At 45.9% G+C, this 19,141-nt stretch carries 18 protein-coding genes; 12 read left to right on the top strand and 6 right to left on the bottom strand.

The annotated features are described in order from the left end of the window. Positions 1-28 precede the first annotated feature (28 nt). Positions 29-1,159 carry a T9SS type A sorting domain-containing protein gene (locus RA156_RS04425; RefSeq protein WP_306643155.1) on the top strand — a complete coding sequence of 377 codons (1,131 nt, stop codon included), beginning with the start codon at positions 29-31 and terminating at the stop codon, positions 1,157-1,159. A 48-nt stretch (positions 1,160-1,207) separates the two neighbouring features. Here RA156_RS04425 and RA156_RS04430 read toward each other — a convergent pair whose 3' ends face one another. After that, positions 1,208-2,446 (bottom strand): T9SS type A sorting domain-containing protein, encoded by a 1,239-nt coding sequence (locus RA156_RS04430; RefSeq protein ID WP_306643157.1) that lies wholly within the window; start codon positions 2,444-2,446, stop codon positions 1,208-1,210. 10 nt (positions 2,447-2,456) lie between these two features. Further along, entirely contained in the window at positions 2,457-3,677 is a 1,221-nt protein-coding gene (locus RA156_RS04435; protein WP_306643159.1) for a bifunctional alpha/beta hydrolase/OsmC family protein, read from the bottom strand. Positions 3,678-3,859: 182 nt separating this feature from the next. Between RA156_RS04435 and RA156_RS04440 the strand changes: the two genes are divergently transcribed. The 3 genes from RA156_RS04440 to RA156_RS04450 all read left to right on the top strand — a co-directional run bounded on the left by RA156_RS04440 (position 3,860) and on the right by RA156_RS04450 (position 5,247). Then, positions 3,860-4,138, top strand: coding sequence for a TRL-like family protein (locus tag RA156_RS04440; protein ID WP_306643161.1), 279 nt, complete (start codon positions 3,860-3,862; stop codon positions 4,136-4,138). A gap of 66 nt (positions 4,139-4,204) precedes the next feature. Continuing rightward, positions 4,205-4,720, top strand: a complete 516-nt coding sequence (locus RA156_RS04445; protein WP_306643162.1) for a hypothetical protein — start codon at positions 4,205-4,207, stop codon at positions 4,718-4,720. After that, positions 4,717-5,247: a hypothetical protein gene (locus RA156_RS04450; RefSeq protein ID WP_306643163.1), complete on the top strand. Its 531-nt coding sequence runs from the start codon at positions 4,717-4,719 to the stop codon at positions 5,245-5,247. The genes RA156_RS04445 and RA156_RS04450 overlap by 4 nt, the downstream gene beginning before the upstream one ends. Here RA156_RS04450 and xerD read toward each other — a convergent pair whose 3' ends face one another. The 3 genes from xerD to RA156_RS04465 form a co-directional block, all read right to left on the bottom strand. Continuing rightward, positions 5,248-6,153, bottom strand: coding sequence for a site-specific tyrosine recombinase XerD (gene xerD, locus RA156_RS04455; RefSeq protein ID WP_306643165.1), 906 nt, complete (start codon positions 6,151-6,153; stop codon positions 5,248-5,250). Positions 6,154-6,291: 138 nt separating this feature from the next. After that, positions 6,292-7,716, bottom strand: coding sequence for a hypothetical protein (locus RA156_RS04460; RefSeq protein WP_306643167.1), 1,425 nt, complete (start codon positions 7,714-7,716; stop codon positions 6,292-6,294). Between the two features lie 101 nt (positions 7,717-7,817). Beyond that, a complete protein-coding gene (locus RA156_RS04465) occupies positions 7,818-8,987 on the bottom strand; it encodes a glycosyltransferase (RefSeq protein ID WP_306643169.1) in 1,170 nt (389 codons plus the stop codon). Positions 8,988-9,128: 141 nt separating this feature from the next. On the opposite strand from RA156_RS04465, the gene RA156_RS04470 reads away from it, so the two are divergent. After that, a complete protein-coding gene (locus tag RA156_RS04470; RefSeq protein ID WP_306643171.1) occupies positions 9,129-9,410 on the top strand; it encodes a type B 50S ribosomal protein L31 in 282 nt (93 codons plus the stop codon). A 66-nt stretch (positions 9,411-9,476) separates the two neighbouring features. On the opposite strand, the gene ribB is transcribed toward RA156_RS04470, so the two are convergent. Continuing rightward, on the bottom strand, positions 9,477-10,589 hold the full coding sequence (ribB, locus tag RA156_RS04475) for a 3,4-dihydroxy-2-butanone-4-phosphate synthase (RefSeq protein WP_306643173.1): 1,113 nt from the start codon (positions 10,587-10,589) through the stop codon (positions 9,477-9,479). Between the two features lie 144 nt (positions 10,590-10,733). Between ribB and def the strand changes: the two genes are divergently transcribed. The 7 genes from def (at position 10,734) to RA156_RS04510 (ending at position 19,132) form a co-directional block, all read left to right on the top strand. Continuing rightward, complete coding sequence (gene def, locus RA156_RS04480; protein WP_306643174.1) at positions 10,734-11,309, top strand: peptide deformylase; 576 nt, start codon at positions 10,734-10,736, stop codon at positions 11,307-11,309. Next, positions 11,306-11,854: a tetratricopeptide repeat protein gene (locus tag RA156_RS04485; RefSeq protein WP_306643176.1), complete on the top strand. Its 549-nt coding sequence runs from the start codon at positions 11,306-11,308 to the stop codon at positions 11,852-11,854. Before def ends, RA156_RS04485 begins: the two co-directional genes overlap by 4 nt. Continuing rightward, positions 11,851-12,165 (top strand): YbjQ family protein, encoded by a 315-nt coding sequence (locus RA156_RS04490; protein ID WP_306643178.1) that lies wholly within the window; start codon positions 11,851-11,853, stop codon positions 12,163-12,165. The genes RA156_RS04485 and RA156_RS04490 overlap by 4 nt, the downstream gene beginning before the upstream one ends. Before the next feature lies 1 nt (position 12,166). Then, complete coding sequence (locus RA156_RS04495) at positions 12,167-13,219, top strand: alkane 1-monooxygenase (RefSeq protein ID WP_306643180.1); 1,053 nt, start codon at positions 12,167-12,169, stop codon at positions 13,217-13,219. Positions 13,220-13,281: 62 nt separating this feature from the next. Then, the gene (gene fbaA / locus RA156_RS04500; RefSeq protein ID WP_306643181.1) at positions 13,282-14,346 is read left to right on the top strand and encodes a class II fructose-bisphosphate aldolase; all 1,065 of its coding nucleotides are present in this window, start codon (positions 13,282-13,284) and stop codon (positions 14,344-14,346) included. An 82-nt stretch (positions 14,347-14,428) separates the two neighbouring features. Beyond that, positions 14,429-16,072 (top strand): glucose-6-phosphate isomerase, encoded by a 1,644-nt coding sequence (pgi, locus tag RA156_RS04505; RefSeq protein WP_306643183.1) that lies wholly within the window; start codon positions 14,429-14,431, stop codon positions 16,070-16,072. An 84-nt stretch (positions 16,073-16,156) separates the two neighbouring features. Next, the gene (locus tag RA156_RS04510) at positions 16,157-19,132 is read left to right on the top strand and encodes a hypothetical protein (protein ID WP_306643185.1); all 2,976 of its coding nucleotides are present in this window, start codon (positions 16,157-16,159) and stop codon (positions 19,130-19,132) included. The last annotated feature ends 9 nt before the right edge of the window (positions 19,133-19,141 follow it).

The following is a 19,141-nucleotide window of genomic DNA, read 5'->3' on the forward strand; positions in this document are numbered from 1 at the left end:
GGTTTGCTCAGAACAAAATCACAAGACAATGAAAAGACTTACAGCATTTTTGACAGCCCTTACACTCACAGCAGCTGCATGGGCTAATAACACGGATGGGGATCCGGTTCGTTACAGCGTGGTTCATATGAACGGCCTACAAGTTACAGTGCTTGATACTACGCTCGCTAGCGCGGAAGACCTCACAGTAGAGCAGTTCCTAGAAATGCACGGAATTTCAGCTGAGAATGCTGAAATCATCAACTTGAATGAAGTCGAAGGTATGGAAACACGCGAACTTGATGGAAACATCTGGATGATGAGTTCGCCAAACTGTGCAGATGTCAAGATGGAACGTCAATGCATGAAAGCCGGCCCGAATCAAGTGCGCATCATTGGTGAACCTGGAGAAGGTGAAGAAATGACGATCACTACCGAAGAAGTTGACGGCGAGATCATCATCAAAAAGGAAATCGTCAATGAAAACGGTGAAGTAGAGGTTACTGAGGAAATCATCAACCTGGAAGACCTCGAAAACAATGCGATTCACCAAGCAGAAATGCAGATCATCATTCTCGAAGATGAAGACATCGAAGGTGAGAATGAAATCGTTATCGAGGATGTGGAAATGAACATCCAAATCGAAACTACCATTGACGAAGAAGGCAATGAAAACACCATCATCATCGTGAATGGGGAGGAAGTCTCCGAAGAGGAATTCGAGAACATGGATATTGAAATCATGCAAATCGATGACCTTCCTGAAGGAGAAGAAGCGATCTTCATCTACGAAGTTTCTGAAGAGTTCGAAGGCACGCCAGAAGAGGTGAACAGCTTCGTCTTCGACCAAGAACGCACCATCGTATTGGTATCGAATGTTGATGAGCCTGAAGCTCGCAGCGCTGAGGTTAAACCAACGGCATCTTCAGTTACAGATTTGAAGTTCATGCCAAATCCGAACAACGGTCAATTCACGCTGCAGTTTGGACTAGAAGACAAGGCAAAAACGACCATTGAGATTCACGATATGAACGGACGTGTAGTCTACCAAGAAAACCTAGGACGTTTCGAGGGTGAGTACCGTAACAATATCGATATCTCAGGAGAAGGATCAGGAGTATATATTCTGACTGTCACACACGGCAAAGAGCGTGTTGTTGAGCGAATGATCGTTCAATAAGACCAAATGCTACTCAAGAAAACGCTGAGCCTTCGGGTTCAGCGTTTTTTATTTCAGGTAGATTTTCTCTGAGATGATTTGATTGTTCTCGCTATCGCGGAATCGGACGATGTATATCCCAGGGCGCATTCCTTGCAGCAACACACGTTGCCCGTAAGGAAGGTTGAAATTCCCCACGAGTGAACCAAGGGCTGAGTACACTTCAATATTACCGTTTCCAATATTCCCTTCAATCCAAAGTTCTTGCTGATTCCACTTGATGGAAGCTGCAGGGAGAGAAGCAATTTCAGGTTGTCCTAGGGTAAGGTCTAGATCAATATCCATCACCACAGGCAAGTGATCACTCATGTAGTACATCGCCAGCAAAATACCGTACGGAACCTCGTTGTTTTCGTCGCACTGCGTGATGTTGAGGTTGTAGCAGTCACCGTTATTCCCAAGTGCCTTGTACGAGTCAATGTCTACACGCACCGGGGAAGAAGGATCTTTCATATTCGAACTACACAGGATAAAATCGAATCGGTCATCCAAACCGCCGCCCGCGCCGTCTCCATAGATTTCGGATACACGTGTGCTCTGTGTCAAGATTTCCTTGAAAGGATACGAAGAAGAGGTCCATGAACCCGGCGCATCAATAGGGTCTTCCATGACAATAGCATTGTCATTGGCTAGGATTTCCTGGTAAGCCGGTTCATTGGAACTGTAAACATTAAAGTCACCTCCGAAGAGTACATAGCTATCACTTGGAATATTCGCGAGTTCGGCGGTAAACACTTCCGCTGATTCAAGGCGAAGTTGCTCGTTGTTATCCCCTTGACTAGACTTCAAGTGGGTGACAAAAACATACATGTAGGTGGTATCCGCACCCATGGCTAGTTCTTGGTCTTGGAAGAACAGTTTGTAGATATTGATGTCACGGACTGGCGTAATTTTCAATCGCTCTTCGGCTAAGCCGAACACATCGGTGTTGTAGATCAACCCTTGTTGCAACGGCCAACTTGTACCTTGGTTAGATTGCTGTGAAACGTATTCCGCGCTAGCGAAAGAACCAGGAACATCAGCGAAAGACTCTTCGAGAATCATTTGAAGGCCGAGTTCTGACTTCAATTCTTGAATAAGCAATAGATCAGGCTCAACGTATTCTACGATCTTCTTGAGGGTGTCTTCACGATCAGGCATGAATCCTTGAGGGAAATTCAACACGTTGTAGCACATGACACGAACATCACTCTGAGCCACGCTAGACAGGGAACTCAGGAGCAAACAAATGAATAGCAGTCTTCGCATGAGCGCGAAGTTACTGCTCATTCAGCAATTCTGTATCAATGGTAATTTCGTTGAGAAGGGTACGATGCACAGGGCAACGACTTGCAATCTCCTTTAAACGAGCACGTTGCTTCTCATCGAGTGGCCCTTGAAGTTCAATCTCCTTTTTAAAATTGTCGACAAATTTTTTGCTGTCGGGCTCGCAATCTTCAAAATGCTGGCGTTCGTGGTGAACGTGAACCACAGCTTCTTCAAGCGGCCATCCTTTGCGTTGGGCGTACATTTTCATGGTCATCGCACTGCAAGTCGCCAGACTCGCTGAGAGAAGGTCATACGGCGTCGGTCCGAGATCTTCACCACCAACAGATTTAGGTTCATCAGCCAACAAAGCATGTCTTCCAGCAATGACGTCGGTCAGGAACCCAGGTTCATTGTCAACGCGCGCTGCTGCTTGAAGGTGACTATCCAATTCATCTTCTTGTTCTGGCTCTAGATCAAGATATCTACTCACCCAGGAAGCGATGGCTTGACCCACATAACGAGCGTCTTGCGACTTCGAGAGAAGGTGGTCTGCACCATCAAGCGAAATAAAACTCTTAGGGTGATGTGCTGCCGTATAGATCTGAGCTGCATTTTCGATGCCTACCGTTAAATCTTGCGGACTATGGAAGATCAACAGCGGCTTACGCAGTGATGAAATACGTTCAGCGAGGTTGTATTGCTCGAGGTCATCTACAAACTGCTTCTTGAGCTCAAATGGACGTCCACCGATATTAACGGTGGCATGTCCTTTCTCTACTAGCTCTTCCCTCTTATCACCAATCAAATGAGTCACATGGACCGGTTCAGCTGGTGCGCCAATGGTTACCACGGCTTGAACACTCTCAATCGAATGCGCCGCGCAAAGCACAGCAGCACCACCTAGTGAATGACCTATGAGTAGGGAAGGAGCTTGAATCATTTCTTCCATGAATTCAGCCGCCGTTATGAGGTCTTGCACATTCGAAGAAAAGCCTGTGTCTGAGAAATCTCCTTCGCTTTGTCCCAAGCCTGTAAAATCGAATCGTAAAACAGCCAAACCGTCCTGATTCAAACCGCGTGCAATATTTCTGACTGCCTTTAAATCTTTCGAACAGGTAAAACAGTGAGCAAAAAGGGCACATGCAAGCGGCTTTCCGTTGGCTGGCATATCGAGTCGAGCACTGAGCTGTTCTCCGTCTTTATTGGTGAAGGTGAGCTGTTTAGAGCGCATGGTGAAATGTTTTTTCAAAGGTCTTGACCAAATGAGTTCTAACGATCATGAGATCATCACAATTCTGTCAAAACGACTTATTTAATGTCTATAGTCGAAAAAAAAGTGGCTCGAATCATTTGATAACTCAACAATTCTAGCATTTTTGTCGAAGATTAGTAACAAACCAAAACCAACTCAACATGAAAAAGGTTCTTTTTGGACTAGCTGGGGTTGCGATGATCGCACTTAGCTCTTGCTCTATCACTCTTCCTGTAACTGCGACTTCTAACGCTGTTGGAAACAAAGTAGGAAAGTCATCAGGTACTTGTTACCTAGGTGTTCTATGTTTCGGTGTTGATGCATCTATCCAGACTGCTGCTAAGAATGGTGGTATCTCGAAGATCTCTACAGTTGATTACACTCAGAAGAATGTTCTTAACTTGATCATCACTCACGAAACTACAGTTACTGGAGAGTAATCTCAGAACAGAAATTGAAGATAAGGCCGCGTTTACGTGGCCTTTTCTTTCTTTTAGACCTTTCAGATGAGAATCAAACTACTACTTATTGCCGGAGCCCTCGTAGGACTCATGTCTTGTAACTCAAACCAGATCTACTTTGGAATGTACAGCAAGTACGAATTGCGAGATGGTGAAGTGAATCATTACCCGATTTCAGAAGAAAAGGTAGCTGAGTACGACGCATGTTGCTACATGGATGGACTCAATATCTATTTGAACCGCGCACTAACGTATTCAAAGGAGAGCTACCGCGTATTCATCGGAGCAGGGGAGACATTGCACTCTTCAGAGTATCCTGACCGTCAGCGTTTAGATAAGATGTACGAGGTGACAGACACCAAAGAATTCACAGGCAAGAAGGTAGTTTACGACGTATATCGAGTGAACCGTGACGGACATCAACTCGTTCGCGTTGGTTTCGACGAACCTAAGAGTGGGTTGTTCTTGTTGGTTGATCACGTATTCTCTGATGCCGCAAAGGCAGATGCATTCTACGAGAACGTAGAATCTCGTTTCGAGGAGCACATTACAGTCAAATGAGAATAGGCATCCTCGTCCTTTTTACACTGGTATTCACCGCTTGTGGAGGAGTGAAGACCACGGGTGACTCAGGCAAACCTAGCCTAGTCAAAATTTTCAATCGACCTGACGGAAGCAAGATGTACTTCGCAGGTCCTGTATTCATGAACGAAATTGACGGTAAAGGCTCCATTGAAATGGACTTTACCGTTGTTGACCAAAGTGAATCAGCAGAGGCGAACGATATGGTTCGTGTCAACTTCACCTATTCAGATAAATTGAACGACGCATTTGAATTGAAGGAAATCACATTCCAATGCAACGCAGATAACGCTGAAATAGTCGACGACTACGAAGTGCTCTTTAAAGAGAAGCAAGGGAAATACTATCGATACCGCTACTCTTCATTCTTATCACGAGATGGTTTTATCAAATGGGTGAATGGTCCGGCAACCTTGAAGCTTGACTCGTTGTCTTTCGAAGCAGGGAAGAAGTACGATCAGCACATGCAGATGATCAAGGATCAAATCCTCTTTGCGATCCAGTAATTACCCTTTATTTCTTGGGTGATAATCAAGAAGCTCTTGGCGCAAGTAATCACGATCAAGGTGCGTGTAGATCTCCGTTGTTGTGATGCTTTCATGTCCGAGCATTTCTTGTACGGCTCTTAAGTCAGCACCTGCTTCTACTAAGTGAGAGGCAAAACTATGTCTAAAGGTGTGTGGACTGACTTTCTTCTGAATTCCAGCGAGTGCTGTCTGTCGTTTGACAATGTTGAAGATGCTCATCCTTGTTAAGGCCTTTCCGCGTTGATTTAAGAACACGAAGTCTTCATGGCCTGGATGGACCTCTTGATGATTGCGAACGGCGCTCACATAGATTGAAATCGCCTTAATCGCCGAACGTCCGATGGGGATGAGGCGCTCTTTGTTCCCTTTTCCAACAACGCGTACGAATCCATCGCTGTCGTAGATATGGCTGATTCGAAGTGTAGTGAGCTCTGAAACGCGCAATCCACAGCTGTAGAGCGTTTCTAGAATCGCCTTGTCTCTTGTTCCTGATGAAGTACTCAGGTCAACCGAATCAATAATAGCCAAGACATCATCTGTGCTTAAGGTATCTGGGAGTTTACTGCCAATTTTAGGCGTTTCGATTAAGTCCATTGGATTTGACCGAATCTCATTCTCCAATTCCAGGAAGTCATAAAAACTTCTCAATCCAGAAATAATTCGTGCTTGACTGCGAGCGCTCATGCCTAAGTCATGCACCCAAGCAAGGAAATGCTGGATGCGTTCTTGGTCTATGTCTTTTGGAAGAAGTTGAAGGTTCTCGTATGAAAGATACTGGGTGAGTTTGTCGATATCGCGGAGGTAGGCTTCGACGCTATTGTCAGCGAGCGATTTCTCCAGCTCGAGATAGGTCTTATATCCTTTTTTGAGTGCGTTCCACGACATGGTTGACTAGGGCTTGATAAAGAAAAACCCCCGCGACGTTTCCCGGGGGTTTTAGACTAATTTACCTAAACAAATTCTACATTAATTAACCAAAATTACTACGAGAATATGTGCGTTGTAATCGCCCGTTGGCGAAACTCATTTATACCATTTTTGCTTGGTGATCATTAGTGCTTCCTGCACCGTAATTCGAACACCTTCATTGTATGCAGTGACAAACGGACCACGGAAGTTGTAACGTCCTTTGATGCGCTCGCGGTCATCACGTGCTCCTTTGTATTCATCATGTGACCCCGTGGTGTATTTCACCCATCCTTCGTGGTTCTCAATACCGAACCCTTCATTGAACCCGTGACGTGAAGCGAAGTAAGCCTCGTCAACTACTCGGTGAGCAGCTGCAATTTGTACTTTGTAAGTCACTCCAGTTTCTGGATCAGGAACATTTGTTACAGGGTCAGGATCATTCGAAGCGCTCGTCTCTTCCATTACTGGATCTTCTCGCACCGTTTCTACTGGTGGGTTGTTGTCAGCTACATCTTCTTCTTGAACCGGATCAGGGTCCGTTGTTTCTTCTTGTGTAGAAGATTCGTCTGTACCGTCAGCAATCGAACCAGCCATTGGATCAGTAGTTACCGTTTCCTCCTCAATTGGATCAGTCGTCTCTTCAACGATCGGATCAGGATCTGTTACTACTTCTTCTACCACAGGGTCTGTTGTATCACCATTGTCAGCCAATGGCTCTGAAGCTTCGATGATTCCGTTATCGATGACTTCTACTTCCTTGCGTGTATTGTTTTCTACATAAGAGAAAACTCCGTCAACAGAAGGCGCAGACGTTCCGCCGATGAGGCGATAGCTAACTGAGAAAGAAGAAGCACTTGGTACGTCAAACCATACGTACTTCACGGCGTTGTCATCAATGGTCACAACAGCACCATCAGAATCTTCTTCAGCCACAGTGTAACCACTTGGAATGTTCTCTTTGATCTTGGCAAAGCCAGTCAAATCAGAGTTCACTACGTCTAGACGTACCAGGTAATCACCGTTTCCAACTTCGGTCATGGTTCTTACACAGGCCAAACCTTCAACTCCAGGGGTGTCGATTGTTTCTTCATTGCTAGCGCTCGCTGAAGCATCTTCTGTTACTTCAACCATCTTACTTTGAAGATCGTAGTCAACGCGCTGGTTGTTCTTTATGTAAGAGAAGGTGCCTGTAATGACTTTGCTTCCAGAAGCCGTTGGTAAGGCTTGAAGCTTGTATGAAACCGTAAATTCTTGATCCGCAGGAAGAGACATCCAGATGAACTTGACTTTCTGTCCGCTGAATGTGAATGAAGCCCCTTTAGTATCACCAGGCACGGCTACTAAACCATCAGGAAGTTCAAGCTGGAGTTTGGCAAAACCTTCTACGTCGCCTTTGTTCACCGTAATCTCAACAGCCACTTCTTGTCCGGGCTGCATGATAGCCGGGGTGTTGTCTTCGATCAATACTCCATCATCCATGAGTGTTCCGAGAGCGAACAACCCAAGCATATTAGCGAGTACAAGAGCGTATTTGAACATGCGCGTGGTTTTATCTGGTAGGTCTGAAACAAAACTACTTGCACTTCTCGCTGCTGAGCGGCACTCAGCGCGGAATTCCAAACACGGCTATGTGGATAAGGCTAAAGGAGTTGGCGATAGAGAGCAGCAACTTCGTCGGCCAATCGCTCTCGACTAAAGTTGGCTTTGGCATGGGCATAACCCGCTTGAGCAAAGCGTTTACGGAGTTCTTGATTCGACAAGATTTCTTGCATTGATTGGCTGAAGGCGGAGACATCCCCCGGTGCAACAATCAACCCTGTTTCTCCTTCTCGAATGACATTCTCAACACCACCAACTCGCGTAGCAACCACCGGAACATTGGCTGCTTGGGCTTCAATTAAACTAACCGGTGTGCCTTCATTGTGAGAGCTTAAGGCTACTAGATCAACGGCGGGAAGCACCTCAGAAATGTCTTTAATCCAAGAGGTGAAGATCATGTATTGGTTAAGAGATTCTCCAGAGTTAAGCGTTCTACGCGCACAGAAATCAGTCAATTGGGTATTCAATTCTCCATCTCCAACAACGACGGCGCGCGCCTTGATTTCAGAACTTTCCAGCATTTGCGCAAAAGCCTCAAAGAATAATTCATGATTCTTAACTGGAGCAAAGCGACCTATGATAGCAACGATGAGTTCGTCTTCATTAATTCGCCATTGCTGGCGGAACGACTGACGTCTTAAGACTTGATCTTCTTGAAAGCGGTCGAGATCAAATCCCAAATGAACCACGTGCGTTTTGTCCGGGGGTGCCACCTTATGCAGATTACACAGTTCATGTTTCTGCACATCACTAATGGCGATGATAGCGCTACTCTTACGAGCTAATCTTCGCTCCAACTGCTTAAAAACCGCTGTTTTCGCCGGATGGAAATAGGAGTGAAATATATGCCCGTGAAAAGTATGAACAACCACAGGAACCTTTTCTTTGAATGCTGCTATGCGTCCAAGTGCACCTGCTTTCGAGGCATGTGTATGCACAATGTCTGGCTGAAATTCTCGAATGATATTTCTAATGTCCTTGAGTGCCTTGCGATCTTTGGTGGGATCAACCGAACGTCGAAGGTTAGGTAAGATTTGAGGCTTCAAGCCTAAAGACTCCGGTATATATAGAGAACTCTCTTCTCCTTCCTCTTCAGGACCGCCAATGAGTTTGGTTTCAAACTCAGGGGAGAGGTCAGCCGATAAGTAGCTGGCATTCCACACTGGACCACCGAGATTGAAACGGTTGAGAATTCTTAATACACGAGGCATGACGCAAATGTAATCAAGCCACGGAGACGACATGTACGCTCGAAAAATGGCCTTATTGTTAAAAAGTAGCGTATTTTTGTGGCCATTGCTTGCTGGGTGTGAAGAAACTTGCTATCTTTGCACCCCTGAAAATTGAACACAATGAAAGAAGGCATTCATCCAGATAATTACCGTTTTGTCATCTTCAAGGATGTAAGTAACAACTACAGCTTCCTTGGGAAGTCAACGGCTGCATCGAAAGAAACTGAAACTTGGGAGGATGGAAATGAATATCCAGTGATTAAATTGGAAATCAGCCACAAGTCTCACCCATTCTACACTGGTAAAGTAACATTCGTAGATACTGCAGGACGTATTGACAAGTTCCGCAACAAGTACGCGAAGTGGCAGAAGAAAGACGAAAAGAAAGAAGAAGAAGGTTAAGCCTTTATTCGATATAAAGAAAAACCCCGCAACTGCGGGGTTTTTTGTTGCCTTATGTTTTCCTCCTTATGAAAGAGGAATGGTATCCACAATCTTCAGTCCAAAGACCGTAATGTTTTTTCTTCTGTTTGGAGTGTTGCTCAGAAGCTTCATGTTCTGAACTCCAAGGTCTCTCAAGATTTGCGCTCCAATACCGTAGTCTTTGGAATCCATCACCCCTTGTCCACCTTCTTCGCTCATTCCAGCAATGGCCTCAATTTCATTCATCAAGCCTTCACCTTTGTTGAGGTGGTTGATGTAAACCAACACCCCACGACCTTCTTCGTTGATCATGCGCATTGCTTGACGTAGTTGTTGGCCTTTTCCAATGTTCAATGCATTGAAAATGTCTCCAACCATGCTACTTGAATGTACACGTACTGGGATTGTTTCGTCAGCTGTCCAATGCCCCTTAACCAAGGCGAGGTGTTCGCTATCAGTGGTAATCTGACGGTAAGAGATCAGTTTGAAGTCTCCGAACTCTGTATGAAGGTCAACTACCTTCCCACGTTCGATCAATGAATCATGTTCTAAGCGGTAAGCAATGAGATCAGCGATGCTCACGAGTTTCAAGTCGTGCTTATCGGCGATTTCAAGTAGTTCTGGCAAACGTGCCATGGTACCGTCTTCGTTCATGATCTCAACAATCACTCCCGCTGGTTCGAAGCCAGCAAGACGTGCGAAGTCAATTGCTGCCTCCGTATGTCCGGCACGGCGCAAAACACCACCTTCTTTTGCCCGAAGCGGGAAGATGTGTCCTGGTTTACCCAGCTCTTCCGGCTTGGTATCTGGATTGATTAATGCCTGAACTGTCTTACTGCGATCACTGGCAGAAATACCTGTGGTCGTTCCATGTCCAACCAAATCAACGGATACCGTAAAAGGGGTTTCGAACTGTGCACTGTTCTTGTTGACCATAAGTTCTAGTCCAAGCTCATCACAACGAGACTCTACAAGTGGCGCACAAATTAATCCACGACCATGAGTAGCCATGAAGTTGATGATTTCAGGTGTTACTGAACGACTCGCGATCAAGAAGTCGCCTTCGTTCTCACGGTCCTCATCATCTACTACAATGATCACTTCGCCATTTCGGATGGCTTCGATCGCTGATTCAATGCTATCTAGTTCTTTTTTCATCGGTGCAAATGTACGCAGATGGAACGCATGAAAGGCCAACTTGTTCAGAGAAGCGATTCTTTGATCATTTTGTTGCGAACCTCAAGGGGTGCCCGATGGTTGAAACACAACAAAGCACTTATCTTTGCCCCATAATTTTACAATATGACACTCCCGATTGTCGCGTACGGAGATCCCGTGCTTAAAAAGAAGGCTGAAGAGATTGATGAGAAGTATCCAGATCTCGATAAACTGCTCGAGAACATGTTTGAAACCATGTATGCAGCAAGTGGAGTAGGGCTAGCTGCGCCACAGATTGGACTTTCGATTCGCCTGTTCATTGTTGACGGTACTCCTTTTGCTGAAGGAGAAGACGGCGATCCGGCATGTGAAGATTTTAAGCGCGTATTTATTAACCCAATCATCTTTGAAGAGACCGGAGAAGAATGGGGCTTCGAAGAAGGCTGCCTATCCATTCCGAACATTCGGGAGGAAGTAAAGCGTAAATCAACCTTGAAGATTGAGTACTACGACGAGAATTGGGACTTATATGAAGAAGAACTTTCTGGAATCCCAGCGCGCATCGTGCAACATGAGTATGATCATATTGAAGGTGTATTGTTTACAGATAAGATTAGTCCGCTAAAGAGAACTTTGCTGACTGGCAAGCTTTCTGATATCAGCAAAGGAAATGTGGATGTAGGTTACAAAATGCGATTCCCAAAACTGAAGCGAAAATGAAAAGAACATTGATCCTTTTAAGTGCGCTCTTCTTCATAGCTTGTGGAGGAGGAAACGAAGCAGACCCAAAAGAAACTTCATTGGATGATCAAGCGCAAGAACGCATTGAATTGATCACTGAAATGGAGGAGACTGTAGCCGCTGACAAAGCACGTCAAGATGTGGAGTCGCGTCAACGTTTGCTCGTGGCGTATGCCGATTTCGCAAATAAATTCAACCAGAACTCAATGACACCAGAGTACTTGTTCCGCGCAGGTAAACTGGCCAATGAAATGGGGAAGTCACGTCGTGCTATCGAATACCTAACAAACTTGCATGATGGATTCCCGAACTACGAGAAACGCACAGAGGCTGCCTTCCTTGTTGGATTCATTTATGAGAACATGCTTAATGATCGTGAAATGGCGCAGCGCGCTTATGAAAAGGTGATTGAGTTTTACCCTGAAAGTCACTGGGCTGGCGAGGCGCAGGCTTCGATTGAGTTGCTTTACTTGACAGATGAGCAAAAGATTGCGAAATTCAAGAAGCAAAATCAACAAGAATGATCGTCAGTAGCACAGACTCAGTTCCGGGAAGAGAAATAGAAGAAGCAGTAGGTATAGCACGTGGTAGTACAGTTCGAGCTCGAAATGCCGGACGTGATATCATGGCTTCCTTAAAAAGCATCGTCGGTGGTGAAATCAAGGAATACACAAAACTGCTTGCTGACGCCCGAGAATCTGCTGTGCAACGCATGTGCGAAGACGCCAGTCGCATGGGAGCCGATGCAGTGGTAAACGTTCGCTTCACTACAAGTGCTGTAATGCAAGGTGCTGCTGAGATCTTGGCCTATGGAACGGCCGTGAAACTCAAGTAGTATGAAGATTCGCGCAGTCAAGTATCTGGCGGTATTCACATTACCGCTTACAGCCGCAATAGCCTTTACATCCTACGGTTGGTTGACCTTCCTTCCCGTCATCTACGCCTTTGGATTCGTTCCGTTGGTGGAGGTATTCCTTCAACCCCGTCCGAAGAACTTAAGTGATTCCGAACGTGAGTTGGTCAAAATCGATCGTATTTATGACCTGCTCTTGTACCTGATGGTGCCTACCCAATATGCATTTGTAGTGTGGTTTCTATTCGCTATCGCGGAAGATGGCCTCACCGTTACGGAGATTACCGGTCGTATCATGTCACTGGGTATGCTCTGCGGAGTAATTGGAATCAATGTAGCCCATGAACTGGGGCACCGACCGAAAGCGACGGAACAAGGAATGGCGAAGTTGCTATTGCTGTCGTCTCTTTACACGCACTTCTTTATAGAGCATAACCGAGGTCATCACGCGAGAGTGGCAACCCATGACGATCCGGCTACGGCGCGCAAGAACGAGTTGATTTACATTTTCTGGTTCAGAAGCGTCATCATGTCTTGGGTTCACGCTTGGGGGCTTGAGCATACTCGACTCACTCGAGCAGGGGAGAAGGTGCTTTCGTTGAAGAATGAAATGATTGTTTTCACGATTGTTCAAGTATTGATGGTTGCGATCATCGCGTTAGCTTTCTCGTTGACAGTTGCTGTGTACTTTGTCATTGCAGCGATTATGGGAATGCTCCTTTTAGAGACTGTCAACTACATTGAGCACTATGGTCTGAAACGAGATCAACGTGAAAACGGACGATTCGAGCGCGTGATGCCTTGGCATAGCTGGAACTCCAACCACGTTTATGGTCGTATCCTGCTTTTTGAATTGACCAGACATTCAGATCATCACTACAAAGCCAGCAAACCTTATCAGCTTCTCGACCATATGGAAGAAGCTCCGCAATTGCCAACAGGCTATCCTGGAATGATGTTATTGTCACTACTACCGCCGGTTTTCTTCGCTATTATGAATCCGAAGGTGGAAAAGCTTTCACTAAAGAATCGCTGATTCTGACGGACGAATTCGATTTTTACCCATTTTTGCGACTTGATTAACAAACCACTACAGGTATGAAATTCCGTCCAGGCGTGCTTTGGGGAGACGAAGCACAAGAACTACTGAACTACGCAAATGAGAAAGACTTCGCACTACCAGCGGTAAATGCGATTGGAACGAATTCAGTAAACGCGATCCTTGAAACGGCGCGTGATGTTAACTCACCAGTGATCGTTCAATTCTCGAACGGAGGAGCATCTTTCTTTGCGGGAAAAGGACTTTCGAATGACGGTCAACAGGCTGCTATTCTCGGAGGTATTTCAGGAGCACTTCATGTGCACAATGTAGCAGAAGCTTATGGTGTACCTGTCATCCTTCACACAGACCACTGCGCGAAGAAACTGCTTCCTTGGATTGACGGATTGCTCGATTACGGAGAGAAGTACTTCGAACAAAATGGTCGACCGCTTTACACAAGCCACATGCTTGATTTGAGCGAAGAGCCAATCGAAGAGAACATTGATGTAAGCAAGAAGTATTTCGAACGCATGAACAAGATGGGCATGATGATCGAAATCGAACTTGGTGTGACTGGTGGAGAAGAAGACGGTGTTGATAACACTGATATCGACAGTAGCCGCCTTTACACGCAGCCTGATGAAGTAGCTTATGCTTACGAACGCTTGATGCAAGTGAGTGATCGTTTCACAGTTGCAGCAGCATTCGGAAACGTTCACGGGGTATACAAGCCAGGTAACGTAGAGCTGAAACCAGTGATTCTAGACAACTCACAGAAACACATCCAGGAGAAGTTCAATACTGGGCACAATCCAGTGAACTTTGTCTTCCATGGAGGATCTGGTTCTTCATTTGAAGAAATCCGTGAGGCCATCGGTTATGGTGCGATCAAAATGAACATCGATACTGATATGCAATGGGCATACTTGAGCGGTGTACGTGATTACATCTCTGCAAATCACGACTACCTTCAAACGCAAATCGGAAACCCTGAAGGAGCTGATGTTCCGAACAAAAAGAAGTACGATCCACGTGTTTGGCTTCGTGAAGGAGAGAAGACTTTCGTTAAACGCTTGAACAAAGCCTTCGAAGATCTTAACTGCATCAACCGCAACGCATAAGATTAGCTTATTGTTAGCAAAGACCTCCGATTTCAGAGGGTAAAGAAACTTTTCGCATTTTTGAAAGTGTAAATAGTACACTATGTCTGATTTTCCTACCATCGCTTTTTCTGATACAGCAGCGCATGCAGCGTTGAAAGGTCTGGCTGCTTCAAAGCAGTGGGACATGCGTCAACGGTTCACCGCTGAATCAGATCGTTTTGAGAAGTTTAGCATCAGTTCGTCAGAGCTTTTGTTCGACTATTCAAAGAACTTAGTTGATGATGAGGTGATGACTCAATTGATCGCTAGCGCGGAACAGTGCAAGCTGTCATCAGCCATCGAAGCGATGTTTACCGGACAACATATCAATCAGACAGAAGATCGTGCCGTGATGCATACTGCATTGCGTGCGAAGTCGCCAAGTTTTGTTGACGGGAGAGACGTGACACCGGATGTACAAGCGGTGTTGACGAGTATGAAATCATACACCGAGCGTGTGCTATCGGGAGAACATCTAGGTGCTACAGGAAAGAAGCTAACGACAGTAGTAAACATTGGCATTGGGGGCTCTGACCTTGGTCCAGTAATGGTTACCGAAGCACTCAAGTCGTTCCAAGTTGGGTTGAAGCCATATTTCGTTTCGAACGTAGATGGAGCTGATCTAACATATGTCTTAGCAGATGTAGATCCAGAAACAACCCTCTTCATTGTCGTTTCGAAGACCTTCACTACGCAAGAGACACTTACGAATGCGCATGCAGCGCGCACATGGCTTGTAGAAAAGCTTGGTGAAGAGGCGGTTGCTTCACATTTTGCGGCGGTCTCGACAAATCTTGACGGCGTCAAAGACTTTGGAATTCTAGAGGCGAACACCTTTGGATTTTGGAGTTGGGTAGGAGGAAGATACTCTTTGTGGGGAGCCGTTGGCTTGAGCATTGCCTTGAGCTGTGGCTGGAATAATTTCCAAGCCCTGCTTGATGGAGCCAATGCAGCTGATGAACATTTCCGTCGTACTTCTTTCGAAAAGAACGTACCGGTAATTATGGCCTTACTCGGCATTTGGTACCGAAACTACCTCAACTTTGGCTCATACGCTATTATCCCCTATAGCCAAGATCTACATCGTTTCCCTGCTTACCTCCAGCAGGCCGACATGGAAAGCAATGGCAAGTACGTAGACAGAAACGGACAAGCTGTTGATTTTGAAACGGGTCCTGTCATTTGGGGTGAACCGGGAACGAACGGACAGCATGCGTTCTTCCAACTATTACACCAAGGAACCGAAAAGATTCCAGTTGATTTCATTGCCTTCGCGAAGGCTACTTCACCATATCAAGATCATCATGACAAGTTGCTAGCTAATTGTCTTGCACAGTCTGAGGCGATGATGAATGGTAAGACAGAAGACGAAGTCGTAAAAGAAATGCAAGCTGCGGGGGTGTCTGAGGCGAGCATTGATCAGCTGAAAGCGTACAGGACTTTTGAAGGCAATCGTCCGTCTACTACTATTCTGTACAAGGAGCTAACTCCATTCAACATTGGTCACATGATTGCCCTTTACGAGCACAAGATTTTCGTGCAAGGAGTAATGTGGAATGTCTTCTCTTTTGATCAGTGGGGGGTGGAGCTTGGAAAGGCATTGGCAAAGCGAATTCTTCCGGTGGTTAAGAAAGAGAAGTCAGGAGACTTCGATGCCTCTACTTCAGCCTTGATTGAGAAAATTCATCAGTTCATCGATGAATAACTGCTGTTAATAGAGAGCTTTTTCGTATCTTAGGGTTCCTGACTTTAGGACAGGCTATTAGATACCTTAACCAAAATGTTTTTCATGCGAGTTTTTAAAGCACTCTTCGCAGCGTTGTGTCTTCTCTTGACATATAGCGCTTCCGCAGATCTTACTGGTATTTCAGGTGAAGTTGTAGCGATCGATGGTATAGCTGGTACGATCACGTACAGAGTTTATGCTGACTTTAGTGATCCTGCAGATCAACTTATTGCCATTTACGGTCTAGATTCTGCACCTCTTCGAATCGAAACCTCTACTACATTCTTCCAAGAACCAGTAGCAGGTGGAGCTCTTAGTACTGATATTAACCCAGCCTTCTGGCCGTTCTTCCCAGGTGGAGAATTTGACTCGTGGCTCACAATCGGTGCTGAAGACAACACGGTCAATACACTACAATCAGTAGGATTTGACTACAGTGTCTTTGAAGCTGGAAACTCTTGGATTGTAGATGACATCATCGGAGGAACACTGTTTGTGCTTCCTGGAGATGCGCAAGCGTTGCCAGTTGCAGGACGAGTTCTTCTTGGTCAATTTACTTCTGACGGTTTGCTTGACTTCACTTTCAACCTACAGTGGAGAAACGCAGCACAAGTACCAACGGAAACTGCCGGATTGACATTGTCTCTTCCTCAGGCTATCCCTGGATGTACTGATCCAAATGCATTGAACTATTCACCATTGGCTACTGAAGACGATGGTTCTTGTACTTACCCAGCGCCTTCTTTCAGCGGTCTTACTTATGAGACAGTGGCTACAGGTGTTGCAGGAGGTACATACAATACATACCGCGTATACGCGAACTTCACTAACCCATTTGATCAGTTAGTAGCGGTATACGGACAAGACGCAACTCCTTTGAGCATTACGTCATCAGGTAGCTTCTACCAAGATGCAGCAGGTGGTGCATATTCAACAGATATCAACGCTGCCCTTTACGGTAGCTTCCCAGACCTAGTATATGATTCATGGGTAACCATTGGTGCTGAAGATCAAGCTGGAAACAACCTTCAGAACCTTGGTCTAGATGCTTCTGGTTTCGAAGCAGGCAACGATTTCATCGTGAACTCTGCAGCAGGTGGAGCTTGGTACGTATTCCCAGATGATCAGCCATCAGCTTTCCCAGATGGAATGGGCCGTGTGCTTATTGCGCAATTGACAACTGACGGAATTGTTGATATGACAGTAAACCTTCAGTACCGTGCGCAAGACGGGACGAACCCACAGGAAGAGGCATTGAACATCGTGTTCCCTCCAAACCTTCCTGGTTGTACAGACCCAACAGCTTGTAACTACGATCCAGCGGCGACTATCGACGATGGTTCTTGTGAGCTTCCTGACGGATGTACTGACGCTACGGCATGTAACTACGATCCAGCAGCTACTTGTGACGATGGATCATGTATCCTTCCTGACGGATGTACTGATGCCACAGCATGTAACTACGATCCAGCAGCAGTTTGTGACGACGGATCATGTATCCTTCCTGATGGATGTACTGATGCTACAGCATGTAACTACGATCCAGCAGCGGTTTGTGATGATGGATCTTGTATCCTTCCTGACGGATGTACTGACGCGACAGCATGTAACTATGACCCAGCAGCGGTATGTGACGATGGATCTTGTATCCTCCCTGACGGATGTACTGATGCTACAGCATGTAACTACGATCCAGCAGCGGTATGTGATGATGGATCTTGTATCCTTCCTGACGGATGTACTGACGCAACAGCATGTAACTACGATCCAGCAGCAGTATGTGATGACGGATCTTGTATTCTTCCTGACGGATGTACAGATGCGACAGCATGTAACTACGATCCAGCAGCGGTATGTGATGACGGATCTTGTATCCTTCCTGACGGATGTACTGACGCCACAGCATGTAACTACGATCCTGCAGCTCAGTGTGATGACGGTTCATGTATCCTCCCTGATGGATGTACAGATGCGACAGCATGTAACTACGACCCAGCAGCGGTATGTGATGACGGATCTTGTATCCTTCCTGACGGATGTACAGATGCTACAGCATGTAACTACGACCCAGCAGCGGTATGTGATGATGGATCTTGTATCCTCCCTGATGGATGTACAGATGCGACAGCATGTAACTACGATCCAGCAGCGGTATGTGATGACGGATCTTGTATCCTTCCTGACGGATGTACTGACGCCACAGCATGTAACTACGATCCAGCAGCGGTATGTGACGACGGATCTTGTATCCTTCCTGACGGATGTACTGACGCCACAGCATGTAACTACGACCCAGCAGCCGTTTGTGACGATGGGTCTTGTATCCTTCCTGACGGATGTACTGACGCATCAGCATGTAACTACGACCCATCTGCCGTATGTGATGATGGTTCTTGTATGCTTCCTGACGGATGTACAGATTCAGGAGCTTGTAACTACGATCCAGCAGCAATGTGTGATGATGGAAGCTGTGAATTCTCATCATGTGCAGGATGTACAAACCCATTCGCTGATAACTACGATCCATCAGCAACAATCGACGACGGTTCTTGTATCGTAAGCGGTTGTACTTATGCTGAAGCAACGAACTACGATCCTACAGCAACAACTGACGATGGTTCTTGTGTGTTTGATTGTGACGTACCAGGATGTACTGATGCGACAGCAGTGAACTTTGATCCAGCAGCAACAGTTGATGATGGATCTTGTATCGCAGCAGTGAACGGATGTACTGATCCTACAGCTACGAACTACGATGCATCTGCCAACGTAGATGACGGTTCTTGTATCGCAACTGTATTCGGTTGTACTGACCCAACAGCTTTCAACTACGATCCAGCGGCGAACACAGACAACGGAGGTTGTGTAGCGGTGATGGCAGGATGTACTGACCCAGCATTTAGTAACTACAACCCATACGCAAACACTGATGATGGAAGCTGTTTCAACGCGTGTATCGGAGACTTTGATAACGACGGTGAAATCGCAGCGTCTGACCTCTTGACATTCTTGAGTGTGTACGGAACTTCTTGTGAATAAGACTCTACG

The sequence above is a fragment of the Sanyastnella coralliicola genome, assembly GCF_030845195.1.
In the GTDB taxonomy this organism is placed as follows: Bacteria; Bacteroidota; Bacteroidia; order Flavobacteriales_D; family Sanyastnellaceae; genus Sanyastnella; species Sanyastnella coralliicola.